The sequence below is a fragment of the Parashewanella sp. 2210YD4-3 genome (assembly GCF_056591735.1).
Genome location: NZ_JBWQOG010000002.1, coordinates 327,034 through 349,485, shown reverse-complemented (window position 1 = coordinate 349,485; position 22,452 = coordinate 327,034). Strand labels below are relative to the sequence as shown.

The following is a 22,452-nucleotide window of genomic DNA, read 5'->3' as shown; positions in this document are numbered from 1 at the left end:
CTAACCTCAGCTCTGTATAACTAAATCAATAACATTATGATTTACAGTACAATCCTTAAATTTTTATCTACAGTGCTGCTAATTTTGTGTAGTTCAAGGCAGAACAGTTCATAATAGCCGGCCTATTATGGGATGTTCTAACACAGAAATACGCATAAGTAGCTGTGCTGTAGAGGTTGGCTTATGCAGAGCTGAGGTTAACTATTTTGTAGCCAATTTTTTTAATACTCGGCTGGCGGCAACAAATCCAAAAGTGCCCGTTACACTTGTTGCTGAACCGAAGCCCGAAGCGCAATCCATTCTCATATTGCCATCGGTTTCAGATTTGGTTTGGCAAACGGTACCATCAGACTTTGGATATACCAGTTGCTCTGTAGAATACACGGCATCAACACCGAAGCGACGAGATAAGTTTTTAGAGAAATTATATTCTCTGCGTAAAAAGTTACGTACTTTTGCCAGTAGTGGGTCTTGTTGTGTCTTAGCCAAATCACACAACTGAACTTGAGTTGGGTCTATTTGTCCGCCTGCACCGCCCACGGTGACTATCGGCAGTTTATTACGCTTACACCATGCAATTACCGCGGCTTTAGCTTTTACGGCATCAATGCAATCAACTACATAGTCAAGCTCACCGCCTTGCTTTCTTCCCTGTAAATACTCGGCAAGGTTGTCAGGCATAATGAAATCTTCAATTTCATTAACTTGGCATTCTGGATTAATTTGTTTAATCCGCTCAGCCATCACGGCTACTTTGGACTGCCCTATGGTTGATGTTAATGCGTGAGTTTGGCGGTTGCTGTTGGTAACGCAAATATCATCTAAATCCATTAAAGAAATTTGGCCAATGCCTGAGCGAGCAAGAGATTCGGCTACCCAAGTGCCCACACCTCCGATACCGATAACCATAACATGAGCTTGCGAAAATTTGGCTAACGCTGGTTGACCGTACAAACGGCCAATACCAGAAAATCGTTGTAGGTAAGAGTCTGAAAAAGAAGTTTGAGAAGCTGACATAGTGTTACATAGAAAACAAAGGGCAAGAGATTATAACAAAATGTGGTTTTTATTGCTTTTGTTTGAGCAAAATGAAGTTGGTAGACATAATTAAGTAGCGGTTTTAATGAGGTGGAAGCCAAAAAGGTGTATTTCCTAATGAATAAGTTGCCTGTTCTTGGCATTCAGATGACTTGTTTGGGGTAGGCATTTTTCTATTTTCTGGATGTGTTGTAGCGGTAGTTGCGAGCTTCTTTTGCTCTGCTGTAAGTGTGTTTAAACTTGGATATTTCTCATTAAATATGCTTTCCCAACGTTCTATAAGTTGCTTTATGGAGAATGTCGTGCCTTCATTTCCACTGATAAATTTTTCTGAATTTTGCTCCACATAAGGTTTCGCTTGATCTTCTGTTTTTGTTGCAGTTGTCTCTAATGTTTCTTGTTTTTCAGGTTGAATGGCCACTTCTTTGGAGACAGGAATTTCTGTTACTTCTTGTGCTTTCTGTTGACTGGTTGTTTTTTCTGGAGAAGGCATAATACTTACAAACTCATATTCTGTAAGTAAATTATCAACGGCTTCTTCAGTTAGCTGTATTTCTGGCAGTCGGTTTTTGTAGGACGGCCTATTATCATCAAAAACCATGACTCGGAACTTTTTGATAATATCATGAATATGCAAATTACAAAGCGCTCGATTTAACTCTACTTCCGAATAAGCTTCAGTTCTAAACGCCGAAAGATATCGGTTTTCTTCAGCTACCTTGGTAACGTAGAAGAGCTTACCTTTATCTTCGTATGTAAAAGCGTATTCAACATTCTCGCTTTTTAACATAAAGCTAGAAGTTTCGGTTGTCACTCCTTCTTCGACTGGTGCTTTATAAGCAGCTTGGTATATGCTGCCAATGATAGGTGTAGGTTCGGATTGTCTCGCAACGGCCATAATTCAGACGTTTGATTACTATAGGTCACTAAAGTGTGGGATGGGATAGAACGTGAGTCAAAGAATGTGAACGATGTTTAATTACAATAATAAAAAAGCTGGCGCAAGGCCAGCTTGGTAACGTTCAGCCATTAGGTTTAAGAGGGTTTAATCTTCGCTATCACCTAAAGAAAGTAGCGTTGCATTACCACCAATTGCAGTAATGTTGTTCGTTCGAGTTTTCTCTGTTACAAAACGCGTTAAATAGTGAGGACCACCTGCTTTCGGGCCTGTACCAGATAACCCTTGGCCACCAAATGGCTGCACACCAACAACGGCACCAATTTGGTTACGGTTAATGTAGACGTTACCCACATCAACTTTACTGGCAATCTCTAAGGCATGACCTTCGTTACGGCTGTGAATACCTAGGGTTAGTCCAAAGCCTGTTGAGTTAATGTCAGCAATCACTTTATCCAGTTCAGTACTCTTATAACGGATAACGTGCAAAATTGGACCAAAGTGCTCTTTTTCTAGCACTTTAATTGAATCAATTTCTACTGCAGTAGGCGCCACAAAGTGACCATGTTCTGTACCTTCTGGCAAATCGATTTGCTTGATCAAACGACCCACTTGCTTGATGTGATCAATATGCGCGTTCAAGTTGGTTTTTGCGGTTGCATCAATCACTGGACCAACATCTGTTTTTACCAGACCTGGATGACCAATGGATAACTCTTCCATTGCCCCTTGCATTACATCAAGTACACGATCGGCAATATCATCTTGAATGTAAAGCACACGTAGCGCTGAACAACGTTGACCAGCAGATGTGAATGACGATGCGACAACATCATTAACCACTTGCTCAGGTTGTGAGGTTGAATCAACAACCATGGCATTTTGACCGCCAGTCTCAGCAATTAATGGAATGATAGCGCCGTTACGCTCAGCCAGAGTCATGTTGATGCGTTTTGCCGTTACCGTTGAGCCAGTAAAGCATACGCCACCAATGCGCTCGTCAGCGGTTAAGGGGGCACCTACAGTTGCCCCCGTACCCGGAAGGAATTGCAGTACATTCGTTGGAATACCAGCTTCATGAGCAAGTTGAACTGCGCGGTAACCGACAATACAGGTTTGCTCAGCAGGTTTGGCGATAACGGTATTACCCGCAGCTAGTGCAGCAGTAACTTGACCTAAGAAAATCGCAAGAGGGAAGTTCCATGGGCTGATACACACAAATACGCCACGGCCTTGCAGGAATAGCTCATTAAGCTCACCAGTTGGTCCAGGCATAAGCTCAGGTTGAGCCATCATCTTTTTAGCCTGTACAGCGTAGTAACGGCAGAAGTCGACGGCTTCACGAACTTCATCAATACCATCTTGTAAGCTCTTACCCGCTTCACGTGTACAAAGAGCGATCAGCTCTTCGCGGTTTTCTTCTAGTAGATCCGCTAGCTTTTGCAATGCAGTCGCACGTACTTCAACTGGCGTTCGGCACCAATCATTAAACGCAGACGTCGCTGAAGATAGTGCTTGCTCAATCACCGGTGTAGTCGCAAAAGACACTTTACCAACAACTTGGCGAGTATCGAATGGACTGAGTACATCAATGCCATTATCGGTAATGGTTTCACCATCGACTAATGGACCCGCCGTCCACTGGGTTTCTTTATATTCGTCTAGGGCTTTGAAAAATGGCTCAGATTCAGAGGTAATATTCATATTGACTCCCATTGAGTTCTTACGCTCTTCACCAAAAATATCAATTGGAAGAACAATCTTGTTATTAGCTAGGGTCTTAAATTTCTTCAAGGTCACTAAAGGGTGTACCACAAGTGATTCGATAGGGGTTTTCGGATCAACCAACTTATGTACGAAAGAGGTGTTAGCCCCATTTTCCAATAAGCGACGTACAAGGTATGGAAGCAGATCTTTGTGAGCGCCAATTGGCGCATAAATGCGAACGGTTTTAACGCCTGCTTCAGCTAACAGCGTATCGTAGAGCTCTTCGCCCATGCCGTGTAAGCGTTGGAATTCGTACTGACGATCGCCCGCCATATCTGTCACACTGGCAACAGTTTGGGCGTTATGGGTAGCAAACTGTGGGTAAATCGCGTCACGGGTGGCTTCGGATAACAGGTAACGCGCACAAGCAAGATAGGCAACATCGGTTCCAGCTTTGCGTGTGTACAGTGGATAGCCGTGTTCACCGTTTTCTTGTGCCCATTTGAGTTCACTGTCCCAATAAGCACCTTTGACCAAACGAAGTGGAATTTCATCACCTTGATCTTTAGCAAGACGAGTTAACCACATTAATACTGGCAGTGCTCGCTTAGAGTAGGCTTGAACTACAATACCAAGCAGTCCCCAACCTTGAGCGGCTTCAGATTGATACAGCTTTTGGAACAGTTTTAAAGAAAGCTCAAGACGGTCGGCTTCTTCAGCATCAATCGAAATACCCACATTCACACTACGAGCTAAGGTAATAAGCTCAATTACGCGATCGTAAAGTTCAGTTAAAGTGCGTTCTGTATTTGCTACTTCATAACGCGGGTGCAGTGCAGTAAGCTTGATGGAAACCGTTGGGCGTGGCGCTTCTGATTCGTTATAGCTTTGAGCGCCTAAGGCACGAATAGCATCGGCGTAGTCTTTGAAATACTTCTTGGCGTCTTTTTGTGTTAGAGCCGCTTCGCCCAGCATGTCATAGCTGTGGGTGTAACCCAGCTTACGCTTATCGGCACTGTTCTTTAAGCCTTCTTCAATGGTGCGACCCAAAACAAACTGTTTACCCATGATCTTCATGGCAGCCAGCATGGCTTGACGGATCACGGGTTCGCCCATTTTGTTTACCAGTTTGCCTAACAAACTGCTTGGCTTACCATCAATGTTTTGATCAAGTTTAACGATTTTTCCCGTTAGCATTAATCCCCAGGTTGAGGCATTGACCAGCGTAGAGTCACTTTGACTCATGTGCTTATCCCACTTAGCGCCGGACAACTTATCTTCAATTAAGGCATCAGCGGTAGCGGCATCAGGAATACGTAGCAGAGCTTCCGCCAGACACATTAAAATAATGCCTTCTTGTGTCTCTAGGCTGTATTGTTGTAAGAACGCATCAATACCAACCATTAACCCTTTCTTTTCATACTGGCGAACTTTGTTCACCATATCATGGGCACGCTGGGTGACGCGTTGAATTTCTTCTTTCGAAGAAGGCACAAGCTTAATTAGCTCAGACAAGTACTGCTCTTCATCTACTGCATAATTATTAGTAATGATTTGGAACAGTTCTGGTAGGGGGGCGTTGTCGTAGCGACCAGCCAGTACTTCACTCGCTTTGAACATAATCGTGTTTCCATTCCGACCCATTATTGGGGTTTTATTTTGTATACAATTACGAAATTTCGGCGATTATACCCATAAATGTGATTTAGAACACTAGTTAAGATCAAGCAAATTTGCGGTAAATGACGATTTATTTGTTCAGATTTCTTTCCTTTACTCAGATTGTAAATTTTAGGTAAATTTTACGTTCGTAAATGAGAGGTTTATTTACACTCTAATGGGTGTCAGAAAATGTGAATTTGAGAAATACCCAATCGCGCTTTTGTGCGCGACTGAGCCATCTTTGAAGAAATAATAATTTACCAGCGAGTTTTACGCTTGCGACTTGGCCTAGGCAAGTAGGCGAGTACTAATCCAATTAATAAGCCCATACCAGCAATCATGCCGCCTTCACGCCAGAACTGGTACTTAGCGTCATCATTTAGTTCAATAACTTGAGTTTGCAAACGAGCCACTTCGTCTTTTGCTTGCTTTTGCACTTTTAAAAGCTCTTGCTCCGCTTTCTTTTTTGCTTGTTCAGCTAACGATAACTTATCTGTAGCTTGTTGTAGTTGTGCGGTTAATTGAGCTTCTTTACTGCCATTTTGACTCAAGCTTTGTTTAATTTCGGCAAGTTGCTGTTCAAGTTGTGGTTGAGTAATACGGAAAGTGGGTTTGCTAGTGATCATATTGGCTTGAACCCAGCCCTCTCGGCCTTTGTCGTCAATGATCTTTGCATAACCATTTTCGGTTTCGTTTAACGACGAAACCGTTTTACCCGCTGCAACACTTCCCAAAATTTTGAATTGAGATCCTGGTCCTGCATGCAGATAAATGTAGATGTTTTCAGAGATATAACGGGTGTCTTCTTGAGCCGTTGTCAGTCCCGAAAGCAAGATACAAAAAACAAAAGTGAATAGTCGTAGCACTAGGGGTTTCCTATTAGTTGTTATGTTGTTAATGCTATGAATTTATAAACTGGAATGCAAGAGGGGAGCATAATTGCTCCCCTCTTTTAATCGACTTTTTTGTAAAAGCGAGCGTTAGCTCATAATGCCTTTAATGATGTAGAAGAAGATAATCGATAATGCCGCACCAGCAGGTAGTGTTACCACCCAAGATACTACGATATTACGAACTACACCTAAGTTGATTGCAGCGATACCACGAGCCATACCCACACCTAAAACTGCGCCAACCAGTGTTTGAGTCGTAGAGATAGGAAGACCTGTACCTGATGCAATTACAACCGTTGTTGCCGCAGCCAATTCAGCTGCAAAACCACGGCTTGGAGTAAGATGAGTAATGTTTTTACCAATGGTTTGCATTACTCGCTTACCAAAGATAGCTAGACCCAATACGATACCAACAGCACCTAATGGTAAAATCCACCAAACTAGCTCAGCTTTTTTAGTAATTTCACCGCCATGTTGTACGACTGATACAACCGCCGCTAGTGGGCCAATTGCGTTTGCAACGTCGTTTGAACCGTGAGCAAATGCCATACAACAAGCTGTTACAACCATCAGTACCGCAAAGACGCGTTCAACATTACCAAAGTGAGTACTTTTATCAGCACTTTCACTCATTTTTATACGGCCAATCACAAGCTTACCAATCACGCCAACAATAGCAGCAATCGCTAAAGATAGAATGTACGCTTCGTGGGTATCAAACTTAACACCAACGTGCTTTAAACCTTTAGTGATGGTTACTAGCGACATGATAAAGCCAGCCAGCGCCATATAGAACGGCACAAAGCGTTTTGCATTAGCCAATGGGTCTTCAGTATCAAAAATCAACTTTTGAACACTTTGGAATAGCAAGTAAGCAATAAAACCTGAAATGGCTGGTGTGACAATCCAAGAGCCAACAATACCGGCAACTTTGCCCCAAGCAACAGCATCAGTACCCACACCTACTGCTGCGAAACCAACAATGGCACCGATGATGGAGTGAGTGGTAGATACAGGCCAGCCCAAAGCTGACGCTACTACTAACCAAATACCAGCTGCTAATAGAGAGCCGATCATACCGTAAACAAGGAGTTCAGGGACATCAACAAAGTAAGAGCTGTCGATAATGCCTTTACGAATAGTGCTTGTTACTTCACCACCTGCCAAGTACGCGCCTGCGAACTCGAAAATCATCGCGATGACGATGGCTTGTTTAATTGTGATGGCGTTAGAGCCTACAGAGGTACCCATTGCATTAGCAACGTCGTTGGCACCAATACCCCATGCCATTAAAAATCCAAATGCGGCCGCAAAGGCAATAAGCCAGGGACCGTTGGTGACTAATACATCAACCATTGTTACAACCTTGAAATTTGTGAATTAAACGCGAGCTAACATCAGCTCTAAACGGGAACCAGCGCGCTCTGCTAAGTCAGCAAGATCACCTACCCATTCGATGATTTTATATAAAAACATGACGTCAACAGGATTCAATTCTGATTCCAGTGCAAATAACTGGCGTCGAATTTGGATTTGTATGTCGTCGGTGTCAGCTTCGATGTTATCGAGTTTGTGGATCATTTTTTCCACAAGATCGAGTTCTCGTCCACGAAATCCGGTTTCTAGAAGATCATCAAGCTCATTCACGGCTTCCTTAGCCATGTACACTGCATCTAAACAGCGAGTGAGGTAAGCAAAGAAGAGTTCTTGTAATTCAGAGGGAATAACGATATTGCGGCCAATGACACGACCAGAGATGTCTTTGGCTTTGTTCGCTATCTTATCTTGTTGAGTGACTAACTCTAAGAGATCAGTTCGCTCAACAGGCATAAACAGCCCACCTGGAAGCTGAAGACGAATATCTCTCTTCTGAATGTCGGCTTCCTGTTCAGCTTGACGGATTTTTTTACGAAGCGCTACAGCTTCATCCCAATCTTGCTTTACAGTAGCTTCAAAAAATGGCACAAGGATAGAAGCACATTCATGTACTTTATCGATGTGTTCTTGCAATGGTTTTATTGGCGATTTTGCAAACACGCCTAAAATAGAGTTTACTGGCATTGCCGTGTACCTATTTCTGTTATTCCTTATGGAAAAATCGGGCGAATGTTAACTTATGCACCCGCTTTTTGAAACAGCTTATCACTATGAAAATCGATCTTTAGGTCGTATTTTGCACCTGTTTTGATGTAAAAACCACCAGTTGATTCAAATTATAAGTGCTTTCAAATTTTTTTCACCCCATCAAAGTGAGGTTGTGGCCGATTGTGAATACTTTGTGTGACAGTAATGTTACATTGCGATTATTTAATGTGCTTACAATTCTATTTAATGAAATTTGGATGAAGTTTTTATGAATAAAGAGGTCGAGCTTAAGCTGTCCATAGAGAAGGATAAACATGATGAATTTAAAGAATTCATGCAGTTAGCTGAGTGTGCGGTATTTATAAAGCGTGAAACATTAAAAAATGACTATTTTGATAACAGAGATTTGAAACTTAGCCATTTGAAGATGGGACTAAGAATTAGGCAAGCTGATACATATAAAGAGCAAACCATCAAAACTGCAGGAGAAGTGAGCAACGGAGTACACGTACGCCAAGAATATAATTACCCAATTGAAACGAACATTCCAAAGCTTGATCTGTTTCCCAAAACACTATGGCCTAAGGACTGTAATGTTGAACAAATACAGCTGGATTTAATGTGCTTATTTAGCACTCATTTTACTCGAAGTACTTGGAAAGTAGAGTGGGAAGGCAGCCAATTCGAAGTTGTTCTTGATGATGGTGAAGTCGTATCGGAGTTTTCTGGTATGAAGCGTAAATTGCCGATAAGCGAAGTAGAGTTAGAAATGATTTCAGGGGACACAAGTGTATTAGCGAAGTTTGCTCAGCCACTGATTGATCGATTTAAACTAGAAAAAAGTGAGATCAGTAAAGCGCAGCGAGGGTATGGGTTACTTGAAATGTAGCTTTGAATGCAGATAAAAAAACGCCAGTGAAATACTGGCGTTTTTATTTAAATAATAAATTTAGAAGCTTACCGATACAGGGTCTGAACATAAGCTTGAATCTGTTTCACAAACTTTATATTCGTAAGTACCAGCGGCACGGCGGATACGGTCACGGTGACGTCCGTCGTTACGAGTGTTCTTCAGTAGTTCACCGTTACGATAGATGTTGACGTTATCTCCCATTGCATCGCTCCAACGTAGATCGATACTTGCAGTGCCTGAGCGAGAAACTCGAGTTCGGCTGATGCTAGCATCAATACTATGTTCGAATACTTCAATTTCCATGCTCTTAGTATCTTCTCTACCCGTCTCATCTGTAACGGTTAACATTACGTTGTAAAGACCAGGTGCAGCATAGCTATGAACAGGGTTTGTTTCAGTTGAAGTACTATCATCACCGAAGTTCCAGCTATATGAAGTAATATCTTCGTTAGCATCCGAGCTTGAGTTAGTAAAGGTGACAGTTAAGAACTCAATATCAGCTGTGAAGTCCGCTACTGGTGCTGCAGGTGCTGCTTCGCCTGTTGCTGAAATAGTCAATCCCCAGCTGTTTAAAGTACCAGTATCTAATCTTACATTGTCGGATACTTTAAGTGTCCAAGTACCTTTAGCCATTTCTGTATTAAAGTCAGTAACAGTAAAACTTCTGTCTATATCATCTGCACTACCACCCGTTCTTTCATGCAGTGTTACTTCAGTACCTTCTGCAGAAACTAGCTTAACAATGAGGTCGCCAATCCAAGTATGGGAAATATCAACGTGTGCGGTAACACCAAATACTTGTAAGTCATCAGCAATCTCGATGGTGCTTGTAATACCTTCAGGAGTATTATCAGGTATTGCTGTTGGGTTGTCATTGGAGTAATCAAAATCGCGTAAACCGGCTGGTTGAATCTTCAGAGATACCGCCTTCGACTTTTCAATGTCATTACCCATACCTGTAACGGTTAATGAATAATCACCCCACTGAGTATCTTCGGTAGTAGTCACATCAAGTGTAAACTCACCTCCAGTGCTGACGGTAGATGCAGATAAGCTAACACCTTCCAGAGCCGGTGAAACCTCAACACTAACGTCCACATCACCATTCCAACCTGCAACACTACCAACAGAATAGGTATAAGAGGCACTTTGACCTGCATTAATGGTTTGCGAGCCAGGAGTTACGTTTAGTTTAAAGCCTGGATCAGGATCAGCTTCCGCCAATGCATTGGCAACATTCAAGCGTTTCCCAGATGCAACTTTGTCTGTTAATGACTCTAAAGAATCACCTGAATTCATCAGAATTTGCTTCATCTCAACAGGACTTAGATCTGGAGCGATAGACCAAACCAAGGCAGCTGCACCAGCAACATGTGGTGTAGCCATTGAGGTGCCTGAAAATACAGAGTAATTATTATTTGGTGTTGTTGATAAAATCGCAGAGCCAGGAGCGGCTAAATCAACACTCGTTGCACCGTAGCTAGAAGAACCAACACTGAATACTGAAAGTGCATCACGTCTATCGGTTGAGGCAACAGCTAATACACCATCGCTGTCATAAGATGCTGGATAGCTTGGAGTGGCATCATTATCTGACCCACTATTACCAGCAGCTGCAACAAACAAAATGCCTGCTTCTATACCTGAGTCGATAGCATCTTTCAGTGTTTGGCTAAAGCCACCACCGCCCCAAGAGTTGTTGGTTGCTTTAACTTCAACACCACGGTTTGTTTTAAGATCCGTCATGTAGTTAATACATTTAATGGCATTTGAAGTACTACCACTGCCGCCAGCGTCTAAAAACTGACAACCTATAATCTTGACATCCCAGTTCACACCAACGACACCTGTACCATCATTACCTTTTGCACCAATGGTGCCAGATACATGTGTACCGTGACCATTGCCATCCATTGGGTCACCACTGTTAGCGATGGCGTTAAAACCGTGGATATCGTCAACGACACCGTTATTGTCATCATCGATGCCGTTTCCAGCAATTTCACCTGGGTTCACCCACATGTTTGGACGTAAATCAGGGTGGTTGTAATCAACACCTGTATCAATTACACCAATAACCACATCACTACTACCTGTCGTAGTGTCCCATGCCTCTAGTGCATCGATGTCAGCATCTGCAGTACCGCTGTTTTGACCCGTGTTGTGTAGACCCCAAAGGTCACCAAATCGAGGATCGTCAGGCGTAGCAATCGCTTTAACGATATAATCAGGTTCTGCATATTCAACGGCTGGATTTAAGCTTAACTTTTTGATTGCAGCCATCACATCCATGTCACCTGATAGTGAGAGTTGTGCAAGATTCCCATCCATAAGTTGAGCAAACTTGTCATCAATACCATCTGAATTTTTATCAGCCATTTTTGCATTGATTAGTGATTGAACAGCCAGTCTTTCTTTTTTGGTTGTACCTTCTTTAAATTTTATTAAAACTGAATTCTTAACATATTCATGCGTTGGTTGGAGCTTCGCTTCAACTGTATGCGCCGTAAGGGAGAGCACACCAGCTACTGCCATAGCTAGAGGGGTTATTTTGTTAAACATTTCCCAGTTTCCTATAGTCCATTTAAGAATTTATCAACTTCACAACTGAGTAACTGATTGATTAAGTAAGTTGATAATTTTTTTATCATATTTATTTCAACAAAAGCAGAACCACTGAATTGCAACACTGATTTGCTTCAACATTGTTGTCATAGGCTGAGAGGGATTTGAAGAATTAGCACCATATTTAGTGCTTTTGTACTAGCGATTTAGGGGGATAAACTGATGCTTTAATATTCCGGTTTGTCATTTGTGCTTTAAAAACAGACTGTTAGATGGGGGGGTGTGGTCATTTTAAAGTTTGTCTCTTGTCGAGAAAAACAATACTTTTTGCTGATATTCATGTTGCTGCTCAAGCTGTAATGTTGCAAAGGATTGTATTTGCAATACATGGATAACAGCCTAATCAAAGGAGTGCTGAAATGATCGTTCAAAGCTTTAGGAGCTTATGTCTCATCGTCTTGATGTTCCTCGCAATGAGTTCGAATTCCGTTGCCGCTGACAATGAAGACGATATTAAAGCGGTAAAATTGTCATTGACTCTACAAAGTCTATTAACCAGTGCAAATCGCGAAAATGTTATTTCTTTGCTTCAGCAAGGTACAAATAATAGTGCGACCTTAATACAAAATGGAAGTTTTAACGGTATTGATCTCGCACAGTATGGCTCAAAGAATAGAGCCAATATTACTCAAGTCGGTAATAACAATGATGTCAGTTTGAACCAGCTTGGGAATGATAATGTAAGTGATTTTACTCAATTTGGTGACAATAACCTGATCCAGTTAGATCAGGTAGGCGGCACTGAATTGCTCATACTTCAAGCCTCGGATAATGCAGTTCTTAGGATTACACAACAATAGTTAGGGAGAGACACATGTTCTTGCGCTCAAAAAAAACACTTATTGCTTTAGCTGTCACATCACTTATCAGTGTGCCAGCTTTTGCAGATACAAGTGAAATAAAAATTACTCAGGTTAATGATACTGTTGCTAATGCTGTTGGTCAGACTGCGAAGTCTCTTCAGACTGGTAATAATCATAAAAGTAACATTACTCAACGAGGTGATGATCAAGAAGCAACTGTTAGTCAATTTGGTGCAGAAAACGAATCTATAGTTTTGTCTGAAGGCCTTGCTAATACATTGACTGTTTTTCAAGCGGGCCTTGGAAACAAAAGTGATACGGTTACTTCTGGTGATGACAATACGGGAACAGTAGAACAGCGCTTTATAGAGAATGCTTCAAATATTGACGTAACAGGTAATTTGAACGAATTTAACATTAACCAATTTGGTTTTAATAACCGAAATGTGACTGAATTCACGGGTGATGAAAACACTGCTGAAGTTGATCAACTAGGTCGTGATAACTTTGCAACGTTTCGTGTTGAAGGTGAATTAAACGACGGAAATATTTCCCAAAATGGTGTTTCTAATACAGCTGGTTTTGTGTCTTTAGACATTACGCCTAATGTCGGTAACGATAATGATTTAAGAGTAACACAAGTTGGTAATGACAACCTTGGTGCTGTTAAAGGAGTTGCGGGCGATAACAATGACTTTATTATTGAGCAAACAGGCAATGATAACAAAGGCTTTGTTTTTGGCTTGATTGGTAATGAAAACGAGTTTGAAATTACTCAAGAAGGCGATGGTAACAAAGCCTTTGTTGATCTCGCTAAAGGCGATCAAAATGATGTTGAAATTGACCAAGAAGGCAATGGAAACCTGATTGGTGATGATTTTGATGGTGGCGATCATATTGCTAAGCTTGATGGTGATGATAATACCATTGACCTTGAACAAGAAGGCGATGTAAACCGACTAAATTTAATCGTTATTGGTGACGAAAACGACCTAGATTTAGATCAGGAAGGTGATAACAACTATGCCTTTATGCGTGTAGAAGGTAATGACAATGACCTTTACGTTGGTTCTGATGGAAATGACAATGACGCGAGAGCGGCCATCTTCGGTGATGACAACGATGTTGAAATTCGTCAAACAGGTGATGATTCAGGCGACAATATAGCATGGGCAGTGGTTCGTGGTAACGATAACGAAGTCGATACTGAGCAAGCTGGTCTTGAGAATGAAGCTATCGTCACAGCTGAAGGTGAAGGTAATGACATCGAAGCGATGCAAGATGGTGAATTAAACCTGCTTGATTTGCTCGTTGCGGGTAACAACAATGAAATCTCACTTGATCAAGATGGTGATTCAAATGACATCTTAGGCCATGAGCCCCATGGTGATGCATTTAAAGTACAAGGTAATGATAACAACATTACTATCGTACAGTCTGGTGAAGAAAATACTGTTGAAGGTTATAGCATTGGTAACGGTAACACTATCGAAGTAACTCAAACTGGTAGCTTAAATACAGCGATTGTAGGTCAAAACTAATATAACCTACAAGATAAAGATGGGAGGCAATCGCCTCCCTTTTTTTGTTGGTTTACCAAGGATACAACTAACTTTTTCATAAAAAAGCCTTTACTTTGCAATGAAATCGTTTCATTTTCCTAAAGCTATGACCCTTCGTTGGCCCTTGTATTCCCTAAAGGCCGTTCCCAATTAAAGATTTTTTGATTTGTTACATCTTAAAATTTGAAAAATCAAGGCACGAAGAATGAAGTTTAGTGAACTAAAGGAAAGATGAGTAACGCAGAGTTTGCAAATTTTAGGCGTAACCCGAAGGGCTGCGTTTCTTTTTTGTTTAAACTGCGTTGTCTAATATTCGTGTAGAATACTACACTTCACATTTTCCGCCTTGTTTAACCTAAAAAATTAACAGCAGCAAATCAAAAATCTAATTGGGAACGGCCTCTAGCAAATGCTACCTTTTTAGAGCATAAACACAGTTAATTGATGCGAACGATTTTAGAAGTCAGCTTGGAAGGTAAGAAGATTTTTATAATTGGAATTTCATGCCCTAATCGCTATTTAAATTCAATAGAGTGGTTTGTTGGGAGGGAGCTTATGAGTAAAAGGAGGAGTTGCCTTATCATCGATATAACTCTCTGTTTTAGCAGAGGCAACTCTCATTTGGTTTTAAAGTCTATAAAATACAATTAAACTGCTTAAGCCAATTTTGCATGATGATGATTAGACCATCGTAATAATTCCACTCGATTTCGAGATTGCGTTTTTCGAAAAATGGAAGAAATATGAGTTTTTACCGTATGCTCACTGATACACAATCGATTAGCGATCTCTTTGTTCCTTGCTCCACTGGATACTAATTGAATGATGGTCTTCTCTCTTAGCGTTAGCATACGCCAAATCGAGAGTCTGTTTTCATTGCTAATATGTGAACCGGCAGGCTCATTACTATGAACTAGTTCAGATATAACTTTACTGAGAGTCGTTCGATCATACCAAAGTTCTCCCTCAAGCATTTTTTTGAGGCCTGTGAGTAGTAAATCCATGCTGAGGTTATTGTATAAAATGCCTTGAACGCCAAGTAAAATACACGCTTTTTCGTCAATGCTTTTCGGTTGTACTTGAAATAGAGCAACAGGCATGTCTGCAACAAGCTTTGTGAGTTGTAGCGGCAAACCTTTTGCATCTAGAGATAACCCCGTTTGTGGGAGCAAACAGAGATAACGTCCATCACTATTACAGTTCAGTGCTTCCTCTGTGCTGGAAACAACCTGAGTCGATATACCGATAGATTCTGCCAGTACGGCTAAATGGCAAGGTGAGCTGAGCTCATGAATAAACAGTAAATCCTTTACTTTTTGCATTAAAGCTTCTCCCTAAATTTTATCTTGTAGCGAATATTGTTTTAATAACTAAGCGACCCGTTTTACAAGACTTCTTTATTAGCTTTTATATTTAGATCCAATTGCACCTGATTAATTTAACAATCTGTTAACTGTAACGAAAGTAAAAACTCTTATTGAACCTTGCTAGTTTGTTATAAGTTATCCTTTGGTAGCTGACTGAGCTGTCCATAGTTTATTCTTTTTACCTTGTTCAATTAATTCAAAGACTGCGAGCTCAATAGCCTGTTTAACACAGTATTGAACAGGTTCATTGGTACTGTAACCAAACTCAGCTTCAGCCAAACGATTTAAACTAGTGAATCGATTTAGACCTGCGCGAACTTGTTGTGAATATATTTTCTTAGTTGTATTAACCGATAATAAAACTTTGCCGCTATGAACGTCTATCGCACGTAAATAAACGGTTACTTGATCTTCTCGGTATAAATCTGATGCTGTGATACCAAAATATCCTGCACCTTTACCACCGGTTGTAGTATTGGTCTCATAGCCAATGATCCCACCTTCAAGTAATAGCCGGGCATTGGTTAGATTTGGAAGGTCACTGTTTTTCTTATCAATTTTAATTTGATTCTTTTGTAATATTTTTCGCTCAGTCAATAAGTTCTGTAAGCCTTCTCGTTCAACTGGTGTAAACCACTCACTATCCAAAAGGGTTTGAACTAATATCGGGGTAGCCCCTTGTGTCACAGCAGTAGAAAAAGTACTGGTTTTTTGTTGAGGTTTGTATTGCCCTGTTTGGTCTCTGAATGAATAAACGGCAACAGGTATTCGATACTTAGGCTTTGGTTTTTGCTGCATCTGTACCAATAACTCACTAGGAGCATTGATTTTTGCAGGAGTAATATTTAGAGCTGGATGAGTTAAAAGACCACAGCCACTCAATAATAAACTGCTGGTAAGTAAAAGCGTTTTTTTCATGATTGGCTCCTAATAACCAGGATTGATCATGTCAATGACAGTGGTTTCACCTGTTAGCTCGTTCAAGATTGAAACTTGAAATCGGCCACCCCCTAGATCTGCTACTGTGATGGTATAGTCACCCGCATCGAATGTGCCTTCTTTTAACTCTTTATTCGCAAAATCACGAGTGATTTTGCTCATTATGTTTCTTTCTAATGACTGTTTAAAACGAGTAACAAAATCTCTGGCATCGCTTTCAGAGTGGTTATTTTGTGCTTTCGCTTTTGTGAAAAAGTAAGAGCCATTGAGTGGGTTTCCACCAAACGTTGGGTTGATGTGTTCATACACTAACTCTGAGGCACTGAGGCCTGAAGTGGCGATGAGCGCAATTATGGCTGTCGTTGTTTTTATTTTATTCATGATAGTCCCTTAACATTAATATCCATCTATTTGATCATTAAAATTATTGTCATATTGTTGAGCCTGAAGGTATGCCAAATAATCAATGGTCGCTAGCATGGCTTGTTCAGCTCTTTTATCCACGGCTAGCATGCGTCGTCCAAAATGAGTCTGATAAATTTTTTTGTCATTAAGCTTTACAACAAGAAGTGTTCCGGCTTGAGGAAAAACCGTTTCGCTAATAGTGACGTTGTGGCCCTGTGTATAGGGTAATTCACGCCAGTATCCTGAATAATAGAAAGTAAAATCCTTTCCAAAACGAGTGAGAGTTCTATCGATTACCAGTCCACTGAGTTCTATCTCATTGGCTAAGGTGTTTTGAGTAGAAAAAAGGACTATTGAAAATAAAAGTAGCGTGATTTTTTTTAATTTATAAACCATGACTTTTGTTGCATATAAACCCCAACGAAAGTCTAAGCTATCAGTTTATTTTATAAACCACACCTACAATGTTAATGGTTTGTGAAATATAGCACTAAAGTACTAGTACCTTTGCTCTATGTGAAAGCGAATAGTGCTATTTAAATGTGATATATAAGGTAACAATTACTGCGAATTTTTACCGTTAATTTGTTGGCTTAACTTTTTAACTTCGTTTAATAACTGCTGTTGGTTTTGCTCCATCTGCTTTTGATTGGCTTCCATTCGAGCAAGAGCCTGCTGGAGTTCAAACTTTATTTGTTCTCTGTGTTCTCGTTGGGTTTCTTTGATTTCATCTTCGTCTGGAGCGACAAAGATTGAAGCCATATAGCCAGAAACCACTCCAAAGAAGCTGACGCCAGAGATGATCACTAAGCCACCGATAATGTGACCAACGGTAGTAACGGGATAATAATCACCATATCCGACAGTGGAAATCGTTACTAAGGCCCACCAAATCGCCTCCTCAGCCGTATGAATATTGGCACTCTCAACACCGCTTTCTACGATCAATATCAAAACAGATGATAAAGCTAAAATGGTAACAATGGCGACTAATAAACTGGCAAACGTTGCTTCTTTCTTTTGTTTGAGCAACGGAACTAGTAATGAACGACTGGTACGGATCAAGCGTAAGACTCGTAATACCTGAAAAATGCGGGCTGCCCTGAGTGGTTCAATAGCAGGAATGCTGGCGACAAAATCAATCCAGTGATGTCTTAAGTATTGGAGTTTATGTGTAGAGCGAAACAAGCAGTAAAAAAAATGCCCAAGAAATACTAAACAAATAGAAGTATCGATAAAAAATAATAACTTATGAGTCTGATCAGATAAATCAGCAAAAGCAAGAAATAGCATGATAGTAACGGCGATCAATGAAAGTACCATCATTGCCAACTCAAAAGGTTTTGGGCCGTCTAATTGGTCAAGTAACCGTCTACGTTGAGTCATGCTTCGTCCTTGCTGAAAAGGTTATCTGTCGATCAATTCGTCTGTTACATAATTAACGAGATCATCTAATACTCGTTTTTTTATTTCGAGTTGCTCTTCAGAGTCAAGACCATACTTATCTGCGAGAATTTGATAATCATCTAAGCTCAAAGAAACAGTAAGGCGTGGACGTTTTGGGCGTTTAGAGACTTCTAAACCTAAAATGGTTCGAATTTGATCAGAAGGGCTTACACCTGAATCAAGTGCAGCTTTACGGATTGAGTATTGAAATTTTTCATCCAAATCAAAAGCAACTTGGGTGGCTTTAGCCGCTTTCTGGCTCTGTTGCCATTTTTCCGGTAATTTGGTTTTATTGTTACTCAAAATTAAGCGACCTCCTGATCCTTTCTTCGGTCAATGTTACCAAATATTTCAAAATTGCCTAGCGGCAATTGTTAAGATATCGGCCAATATTGACGAATGTCTGATATTGGGCGGTATAAAATCAAGCTAACATCTGTTTCACCACCATCATAGACTTCAATATCAATGGCATGGTCTTCGGCGTCATCGATTAAAAAGTAATTTTCGAATTCATCACCACGATCACTGGGTGGTTTCTGATTTCTATAATCTTGGTCGTGGAAAAAACCTTGCTGTGCAAAACGAATTCGTCGGTATGTTTCACCAAGCCATTGACTTAAGTCACTACATTGATGCTCTGAGTTGACCGCAATTGCGGTTTGTGACGACTCTTCGAAAATTTCGCTGAATGCTTCTAAGTCAAACAGCTGTTCAACTTCATTGCGAGTGATTTTCAATGAGAAGGCGAGATATACCTCTTCGTCTTTATCTAAGGTTAGGTATAAGTTTTGGTTGCCTGTGCCTTTTAAATGCCATTCGGTTTGCTGTGAACGTTCATATTCATAGGTATTGATTGATTCGACTTTTAACTGCTGGCCACGCAAATGAGAGGGAAGTGCAAAACTGTCATCAAGAGTGATCATATCACCAATGATCAATTGTTCAGGATGATTCAACTGACGTGTTGGGGTTTCCTTTTTAAAAAGAGAACTGAAAAAACTCATTTACTTTCCTCCATAAATCGATCATTTCTTTAAACAAGAAAGCGACTCAATGGCAGAAATTGGGAACTGCCGATGAGTCGCTGAGCCTCAAATCCATTCACATAGATGGGCAAAGGTGGGTTTGTTTAACCTTTACGTGCTTTTAAACGTTCCAGCACAGCATTGGCGTCTGATGTTTTTTCGCCAATTCCCGCTTCAGCTAATTTCGCTTGCAATGAGTTATCACTGTTTTCGTCTTCAAGCGTTTCCGCAGCTTTCAGTTTGTCATCAAACTGTTGTTGCTTCGCTTTAATACGCTCTAGTGACTCTTTGGCATTCATTAGCTTAGAGTTGCTGGTTGCAAACGAATCAGAAATGGTCGCCGTGGCCTTTTGTACACTTTCAGTGGTTTTAACCATGCTGAGTTGACGCTGATAGTCAGAAAGCTGGCGTTCAGTCTTTTTCACTAATTCTTTAAGGCGAGCAACGTGTGCGCTGAAACTATCGAGTGCTGATTGCTGCTCAGTAAGCTCTTGGTCAAGAGTCGCAATCTTCTCTGCCACTTCTAAGGCTAGGGCTTCATTACCTTTTTCAAGTGCTTGTGTTGCGTAGCCCTCATGCTCTTCAATGCTGCGCTTTAGTCGGTCAATTTCACGACTGGCTTGCATTTCTTTAGACATGACGTCGGTTAGCTCGCGCTTGGCGTTGGTTAGATGCTTTTTCGCATCACGAATTTCTTGTTCAAAAATTCGTGTTGAGTTCGCATCTACAATGCTTTCACCGATTTCGGTAGCACCACCACGAAATGCGGTTAGAATTTTGCTTAAAATGCCCATATCCTGTCTCCTTATTTCAAGTAGGCAACCATTTCGTCGATAACTTCGAGACAGTTATCTGACAATACGGCGATTTCTTGCTCAATTTCATTCATGCTAGAGTTCAGTGACAGAGCACCATAAACCACATACTTGTTATCGACTTTGGCAAAAGCCGATAGCGGCATTGGAATATTAAGTTCTAGCATGGTTTCGAACATTTCTGTTCGTTTGTCTGGATTTACCTCGTTCTCATCCCATAAATAACTGATGCACAGTATTTGATTATCGGTAACAGAGATAAATACCGGAATTTCTTCACGATCAATGACATTAACTTGTAGCACTTCCACTTCGCCATCAATGGGATAACAGTCAAAATTAAAGCCTGTTTCACCCTTATCGCCCAATTCATTGAGATAGTTTGCAATTGCGTGAATGTTCATAATTATCCTTATTGACATATTATGTCTTGAGTCAAACAATAGCATCAAGACATAATATGTCAAGCGTTTTTTTGGTTAGTTATTCGCAATCGAAGGAGCAACACCAATTTCGTCCTTCCATGCCGCTAAATGGTATCGGTATAGTTGTAGCGATCCCAGCACATTAGCTTTTATTCTATTGCGTTCATCATAAAAATTCCCAGGAAACTCAAATGCTGCCCGTGTCAACGCGGGGGTTAGCCAGTGTTCGTCAATCGGAAACTGTTGAACACTTTGTAATCTGGTTAACGCATCTTTACCCATAATGGTACCAATAGTCCATCCCCACTCACCAAAGCTGGGGACATTATGATGGTATTGTTCTACCTTGAACCCTGCTAACTGTAATGTTTTTCCTACAGAGATAAACGCATTCTTAGCATGATAAGGAGACGTGGACTGAATGGTGATTGCGCCATCACCGCTTAATAATTGCTTTAACTTCAAATAAAAAATGTCTGAATACAGTTTATTAAGATCGGGGTGGCTAGGGTCGGGTAAGTCCACAATAATGACATCAAATTTTTGTTGCTCTCGAATTAATTCATCGACACCGTTAAAGGCATCGTTATATCTAATCGATACTCTCGGATCATTAAGCGAATTACCATTGAGGGTTAACAGCTGTTGATTCAAAAAGTGAGGCATTTTAGGGTCTTTCCCTGTAAATGCATCGATCAAGCCTTTGTCTAAATCCATCAACACGACATGTTTAGGGTGCCACTTAAAAACTTGCTTGAGTGCTAAGCCATCACCGCCACCTACAATCAGCACCTTATCGTGGCGAGCGCTGGCCGACATTGTGGGGTGAACTAAAAAAGCATGATAGATGTGCTCATCTTCACTGGAAAACTGTAAACGACCATTAATATATAAAGAATCGACAGCCGGTAAGCCATTACCTCTCAGGCGTTGAGTAAAGGTGAGTTGCTGAAAACGAGTGGACTTGGCGTACACGACTTTATCTTTGTAGAGTAAATTATTGAACCCTTGCTGCCAGTCTGGGCCAAAACGTGCCAGCATCACTAATAAAATTGCGGCGAGGATATGTCCTGTGAGTAACCAAGGAAAGTGACGAATTCTTTTGCGAAACCGAAATAAGAACACAAATCCAGCAAACAAATTAACACTAGCGGTTAAGGAAGCTGCGAGCTCAATATCCATGGCGAGCATAACACTGACCCAAATAGCCGCGCCGATACCTGCACCAATATAATCGGCGCCGTAAATCGTTCCTGCATTATGTAAAAGATGTTCATCAGAGAGCGCTTGTCGAACTCTGGCTATCAACGGGATCTCCATCCCTATCATTAATCCAAGCAGTGTTCCCCATAAGTAGGGTAAGTATTTACTGATGGTTTGCAGTTGGTGGATAGCACCACCATCGGGTAAGGTATCTGGCGGTAGTGCGAATGTTTGTGACAAATATTCCGGAAATCCTGCTGTAAATCCAATAATTGCTGCTGTGATCATAATGGCACTCGCGCCACAAATCGCTACAATCAATTCTAATACCGCAAAGCCAGTAAAAGGGCAGCGGATTTTTCTGGCAGCAAAGGCACCAATTCCCATTGACACAATCATGATGCCAATCATGGTATAAATGGCAGCTTCAAGCGCTCCGAGTATGCGACCAGCGTAATGAGAGAGCAAGTACTCATAAATTAAGCCACAGCCAGCTAATAGAGCCATGGTTATGAGTAGCAGAGCATCATCCCATTTGGTGAGTGAGCGATTTGATGAAGATGATGTTTGGGCGGCGATGGTCATCGAACATCCCTTAAAAGAATTTGGAAATTGAATAAGCATCTCTCGAACTCAGG

At 41.0% G+C, this 22,452-nt stretch carries 20 protein-coding genes; 3 read left to right on the top strand and 17 right to left on the bottom strand.

The genetic code is table 11. The features are described from left to right. Window positions 1–201: 201 nt before the first annotated feature. The 6 genes from tcdA to AC1EU0_RS04830 all read right to left on the bottom strand — a co-directional run bounded on the left by tcdA (window position 202) and on the right by AC1EU0_RS04830 (window position 8,259). Window positions 202–1,017, bottom strand: a complete 816-nt coding sequence (gene tcdA, locus AC1EU0_RS04855; protein ID WP_480300817.1) for a tRNA cyclic N6-threonylcarbamoyladenosine(37) synthase TcdA — start codon at window positions 1,015–1,017, stop codon at window positions 202–204. A gap of 103 nt (window positions 1,018–1,120) precedes the next feature. Next, window positions 1,121–1,936 carry a hypothetical protein gene (locus tag AC1EU0_RS04850; protein WP_480300816.1) on the bottom strand — a complete coding sequence of 272 codons (816 nt, stop codon included), beginning with the start codon at window positions 1,934–1,936 and terminating at the stop codon, window positions 1,121–1,123. A 147-nt stretch (window positions 1,937–2,083) separates the two neighbouring features. Then, the gene (gene putA, locus AC1EU0_RS04845) at window positions 2,084–5,263 is read right to left on the bottom strand and encodes a bifunctional proline dehydrogenase/L-glutamate gamma-semialdehyde dehydrogenase PutA (RefSeq protein ID WP_480300815.1); all 3,180 of its coding nucleotides are present in this window, start codon (window positions 5,261–5,263) and stop codon (window positions 2,084–2,086) included. Window positions 5,264–5,562: 299 nt separating this feature from the next. Beyond that, window positions 5,563–6,171, bottom strand: a complete 609-nt coding sequence (locus tag AC1EU0_RS04840) for a TIGR04211 family SH3 domain-containing protein (protein ID WP_480300814.1) — start codon at window positions 6,169–6,171, stop codon at window positions 5,563–5,565. A 114-nt stretch (window positions 6,172–6,285) separates the two neighbouring features. After that, window positions 6,286–7,554 (bottom strand): inorganic phosphate transporter, encoded by a 1,269-nt coding sequence (locus tag AC1EU0_RS04835; protein WP_480300812.1) that lies wholly within the window; start codon window positions 7,552–7,554, stop codon window positions 6,286–6,288. 24 nt (window positions 7,555–7,578) lie between these two features. Then, window positions 7,579–8,259: a TIGR00153 family protein gene (locus AC1EU0_RS04830; RefSeq protein ID WP_480300810.1), complete on the bottom strand. Its 681-nt coding sequence runs from the start codon at window positions 8,257–8,259 to the stop codon at window positions 7,579–7,581. A gap of 292 nt (window positions 8,260–8,551) precedes the next feature. Here AC1EU0_RS04830 and AC1EU0_RS04825 point away from each other — a divergent pair, with 292 nt between their 5' ends. Next, window positions 8,552–9,172 carry a CYTH domain-containing protein gene (locus tag AC1EU0_RS04825; protein WP_480300808.1) on the top strand — a complete coding sequence of 207 codons (621 nt, stop codon included), beginning with the start codon at window positions 8,552–8,554 and terminating at the stop codon, window positions 9,170–9,172. A gap of 60 nt (window positions 9,173–9,232) precedes the next feature. Here the strand turns inward: AC1EU0_RS04825 and AC1EU0_RS04820 are convergent, their stop codons facing one another. Beyond that, window positions 9,233–11,758, bottom strand: a complete 2,526-nt coding sequence (locus tag AC1EU0_RS04820) for a S8 family serine peptidase (RefSeq protein WP_480300807.1) — start codon at window positions 11,756–11,758, stop codon at window positions 9,233–9,235. Between the two features lie 476 nt (window positions 11,759–12,234). On the opposite strand from AC1EU0_RS04820, the gene AC1EU0_RS04815 reads away from it, so the two are divergent. Beyond that, window positions 12,235–12,621 carry a curlin gene (locus AC1EU0_RS04815; RefSeq protein ID WP_480300805.1) on the top strand — a complete coding sequence of 129 codons (387 nt, stop codon included), beginning with the start codon at window positions 12,235–12,237 and terminating at the stop codon, window positions 12,619–12,621. Window positions 12,622–12,635: 14 nt separating this feature from the next. Further along, window positions 12,636–14,165 (top strand): curlin, encoded by a 1,530-nt coding sequence (locus tag AC1EU0_RS04810; RefSeq protein WP_480300803.1) that lies wholly within the window; start codon window positions 12,636–12,638, stop codon window positions 14,163–14,165. A 677-nt stretch (window positions 14,166–14,842) separates the two neighbouring features. Here the strand turns inward: AC1EU0_RS04810 and AC1EU0_RS04805 are convergent. The 10 genes from AC1EU0_RS04805 to AC1EU0_RS04760 form a co-directional block, all read right to left on the bottom strand. Beyond that, the gene (locus AC1EU0_RS04805; RefSeq protein ID WP_480300801.1) at window positions 14,843–15,508 is read right to left on the bottom strand and encodes a helix-turn-helix transcriptional regulator; all 666 of its coding nucleotides are present in this window, start codon (window positions 15,506–15,508) and stop codon (window positions 14,843–14,845) included. Between the two features lie 180 nt (window positions 15,509–15,688). Continuing rightward, window positions 15,689–16,471, bottom strand: coding sequence for a CsgG/HfaB family protein (locus AC1EU0_RS04800; protein ID WP_480300800.1), 783 nt, complete (start codon window positions 16,469–16,471; stop codon window positions 15,689–15,691). Window positions 16,472–16,480: 9 nt separating this feature from the next. Next, window positions 16,481–16,873, bottom strand: coding sequence for a curli assembly protein CsgF (locus tag AC1EU0_RS04795; protein ID WP_480300798.1), 393 nt, complete (start codon window positions 16,871–16,873; stop codon window positions 16,481–16,483). A gap of 15 nt (window positions 16,874–16,888) precedes the next feature. Next, complete coding sequence (locus AC1EU0_RS04790) at window positions 16,889–17,293, bottom strand: curli production assembly/transport protein CsgE (RefSeq protein WP_480300797.1); 405 nt, start codon at window positions 17,291–17,293, stop codon at window positions 16,889–16,891. A 165-nt stretch (window positions 17,294–17,458) separates the two neighbouring features. After that, window positions 17,459–18,283 (bottom strand): potassium channel family protein, encoded by an 825-nt coding sequence (locus tag AC1EU0_RS04785; protein WP_480300795.1) that lies wholly within the window; start codon window positions 18,281–18,283, stop codon window positions 17,459–17,461. Between the two features lie 21 nt (window positions 18,284–18,304). Next, a complete protein-coding gene (locus tag AC1EU0_RS04780; RefSeq protein ID WP_480300793.1) occupies window positions 18,305–18,646 on the bottom strand; it encodes a hypothetical protein in 342 nt (113 codons plus the stop codon). Window positions 18,647–18,717: 71 nt separating this feature from the next. Continuing rightward, window positions 18,718–19,350, bottom strand: a complete 633-nt coding sequence (locus AC1EU0_RS04775; RefSeq protein ID WP_480300792.1) for a hypothetical protein — start codon at window positions 19,348–19,350, stop codon at window positions 18,718–18,720. 125 nt (window positions 19,351–19,475) lie between these two features. Next, a complete protein-coding gene (locus AC1EU0_RS04770; RefSeq protein WP_480300791.1) occupies window positions 19,476–20,165 on the bottom strand; it encodes a PspA/IM30 family protein in 690 nt (229 codons plus the stop codon). An 11-nt stretch (window positions 20,166–20,176) separates the two neighbouring features. After that, on the bottom strand, window positions 20,177–20,590 hold the full coding sequence (locus tag AC1EU0_RS04765) for a YjfI family protein (RefSeq protein WP_121838173.1): 414 nt from the start codon (window positions 20,588–20,590) through the stop codon (window positions 20,177–20,179). Between the two features lie 75 nt (window positions 20,591–20,665). Next, window positions 20,666–22,399: a polyamine aminopropyltransferase gene (locus tag AC1EU0_RS04760; RefSeq protein WP_480300790.1), complete on the bottom strand. Its 1,734-nt coding sequence runs from the start codon at window positions 22,397–22,399 to the stop codon at window positions 20,666–20,668. Window positions 22,400–22,452 lie beyond the last annotated feature (53 nt).

Coding starts and splice junctions, on each gene's coding strand:
- AC1EU0_RS04760 (WP_480300790.1), bottom strand. CDS start 22,399: ATGACCATCGCCGCCCAAACATCATCTTCATCAAATCGCTCACTCACC.
- AC1EU0_RS04805 (WP_480300801.1), bottom strand. CDS start 15,508: ATGCAAAAAGTAAAGGATTTACTGTTTATTCATGAGCTCAGCTCACCT.
- AC1EU0_RS04800 (WP_480300800.1), bottom strand. CDS start 16,471: ATGAAAAAAACGCTTTTACTTACCAGCAGTTTATTATTGAGTGGCTGT.
- AC1EU0_RS04850 (WP_480300816.1), bottom strand. CDS start 1,936: ATGGCCGTTGCGAGACAATCCGAACCTACACCTATCATTGGCAGCATA.
- AC1EU0_RS04820 (WP_480300807.1), bottom strand. CDS start 11,758: ATGTTTAACAAAATAACCCCTCTAGCTATGGCAGTAGCTGGTGTGCTC.
- AC1EU0_RS04770 (WP_480300791.1), bottom strand. CDS start 20,165: ATGGGCATTTTAAGCAAAATTCTAACCGCATTTCGTGGTGGTGCTACC.
- AC1EU0_RS04765 (WP_121838173.1), bottom strand. CDS start 20,590: ATGAACATTCACGCAATTGCAAACTATCTCAATGAATTGGGCGATAAG.
- putA (WP_480300815.1), bottom strand. CDS start 5,263: ATGTTCAAAGCGAGTGAAGTACTGGCTGGTCGCTACGACAACGCCCCC.
- AC1EU0_RS04775 (WP_480300792.1), bottom strand. CDS start 19,350: ATGAGTTTTTTCAGTTCTCTTTTTAAAAAGGAAACCCCAACACGTCAG.
- AC1EU0_RS04810 (WP_480300803.1), top strand. CDS start 12,636: ATGTTCTTGCGCTCAAAAAAAACACTTATTGCTTTAGCTGTCACATCA.
- AC1EU0_RS04795 (WP_480300798.1), bottom strand. CDS start 16,873: ATGAATAAAATAAAAACAACGACAGCCATAATTGCGCTCATCGCCACT.
- tcdA (WP_480300817.1), bottom strand. CDS start 1,017: ATGTCAGCTTCTCAAACTTCTTTTTCAGACTCTTACCTACAACGATTT.
- AC1EU0_RS04830 (WP_480300810.1), bottom strand. CDS start 8,259: ATGCCAGTAAACTCTATTTTAGGCGTGTTTGCAAAATCGCCAATAAAA.
- AC1EU0_RS04815 (WP_480300805.1), top strand. CDS start 12,235: ATGAGTTCGAATTCCGTTGCCGCTGACAATGAAGACGATATTAAAGCG.
- AC1EU0_RS04825 (WP_480300808.1), top strand. CDS start 8,552: ATGAATAAAGAGGTCGAGCTTAAGCTGTCCATAGAGAAGGATAAACAT.
- AC1EU0_RS04785 (WP_480300795.1), bottom strand. CDS start 18,283: ATGACTCAACGTAGACGGTTACTTGACCAATTAGACGGCCCAAAACCT.
- AC1EU0_RS04790 (WP_480300797.1), bottom strand. CDS start 17,293: ATGGTTTATAAATTAAAAAAAATCACGCTACTTTTATTTTCAATAGTC.
- AC1EU0_RS04835 (WP_480300812.1), bottom strand. CDS start 7,554: ATGGTTGATGTATTAGTCACCAACGGTCCCTGGCTTATTGCCTTTGCG.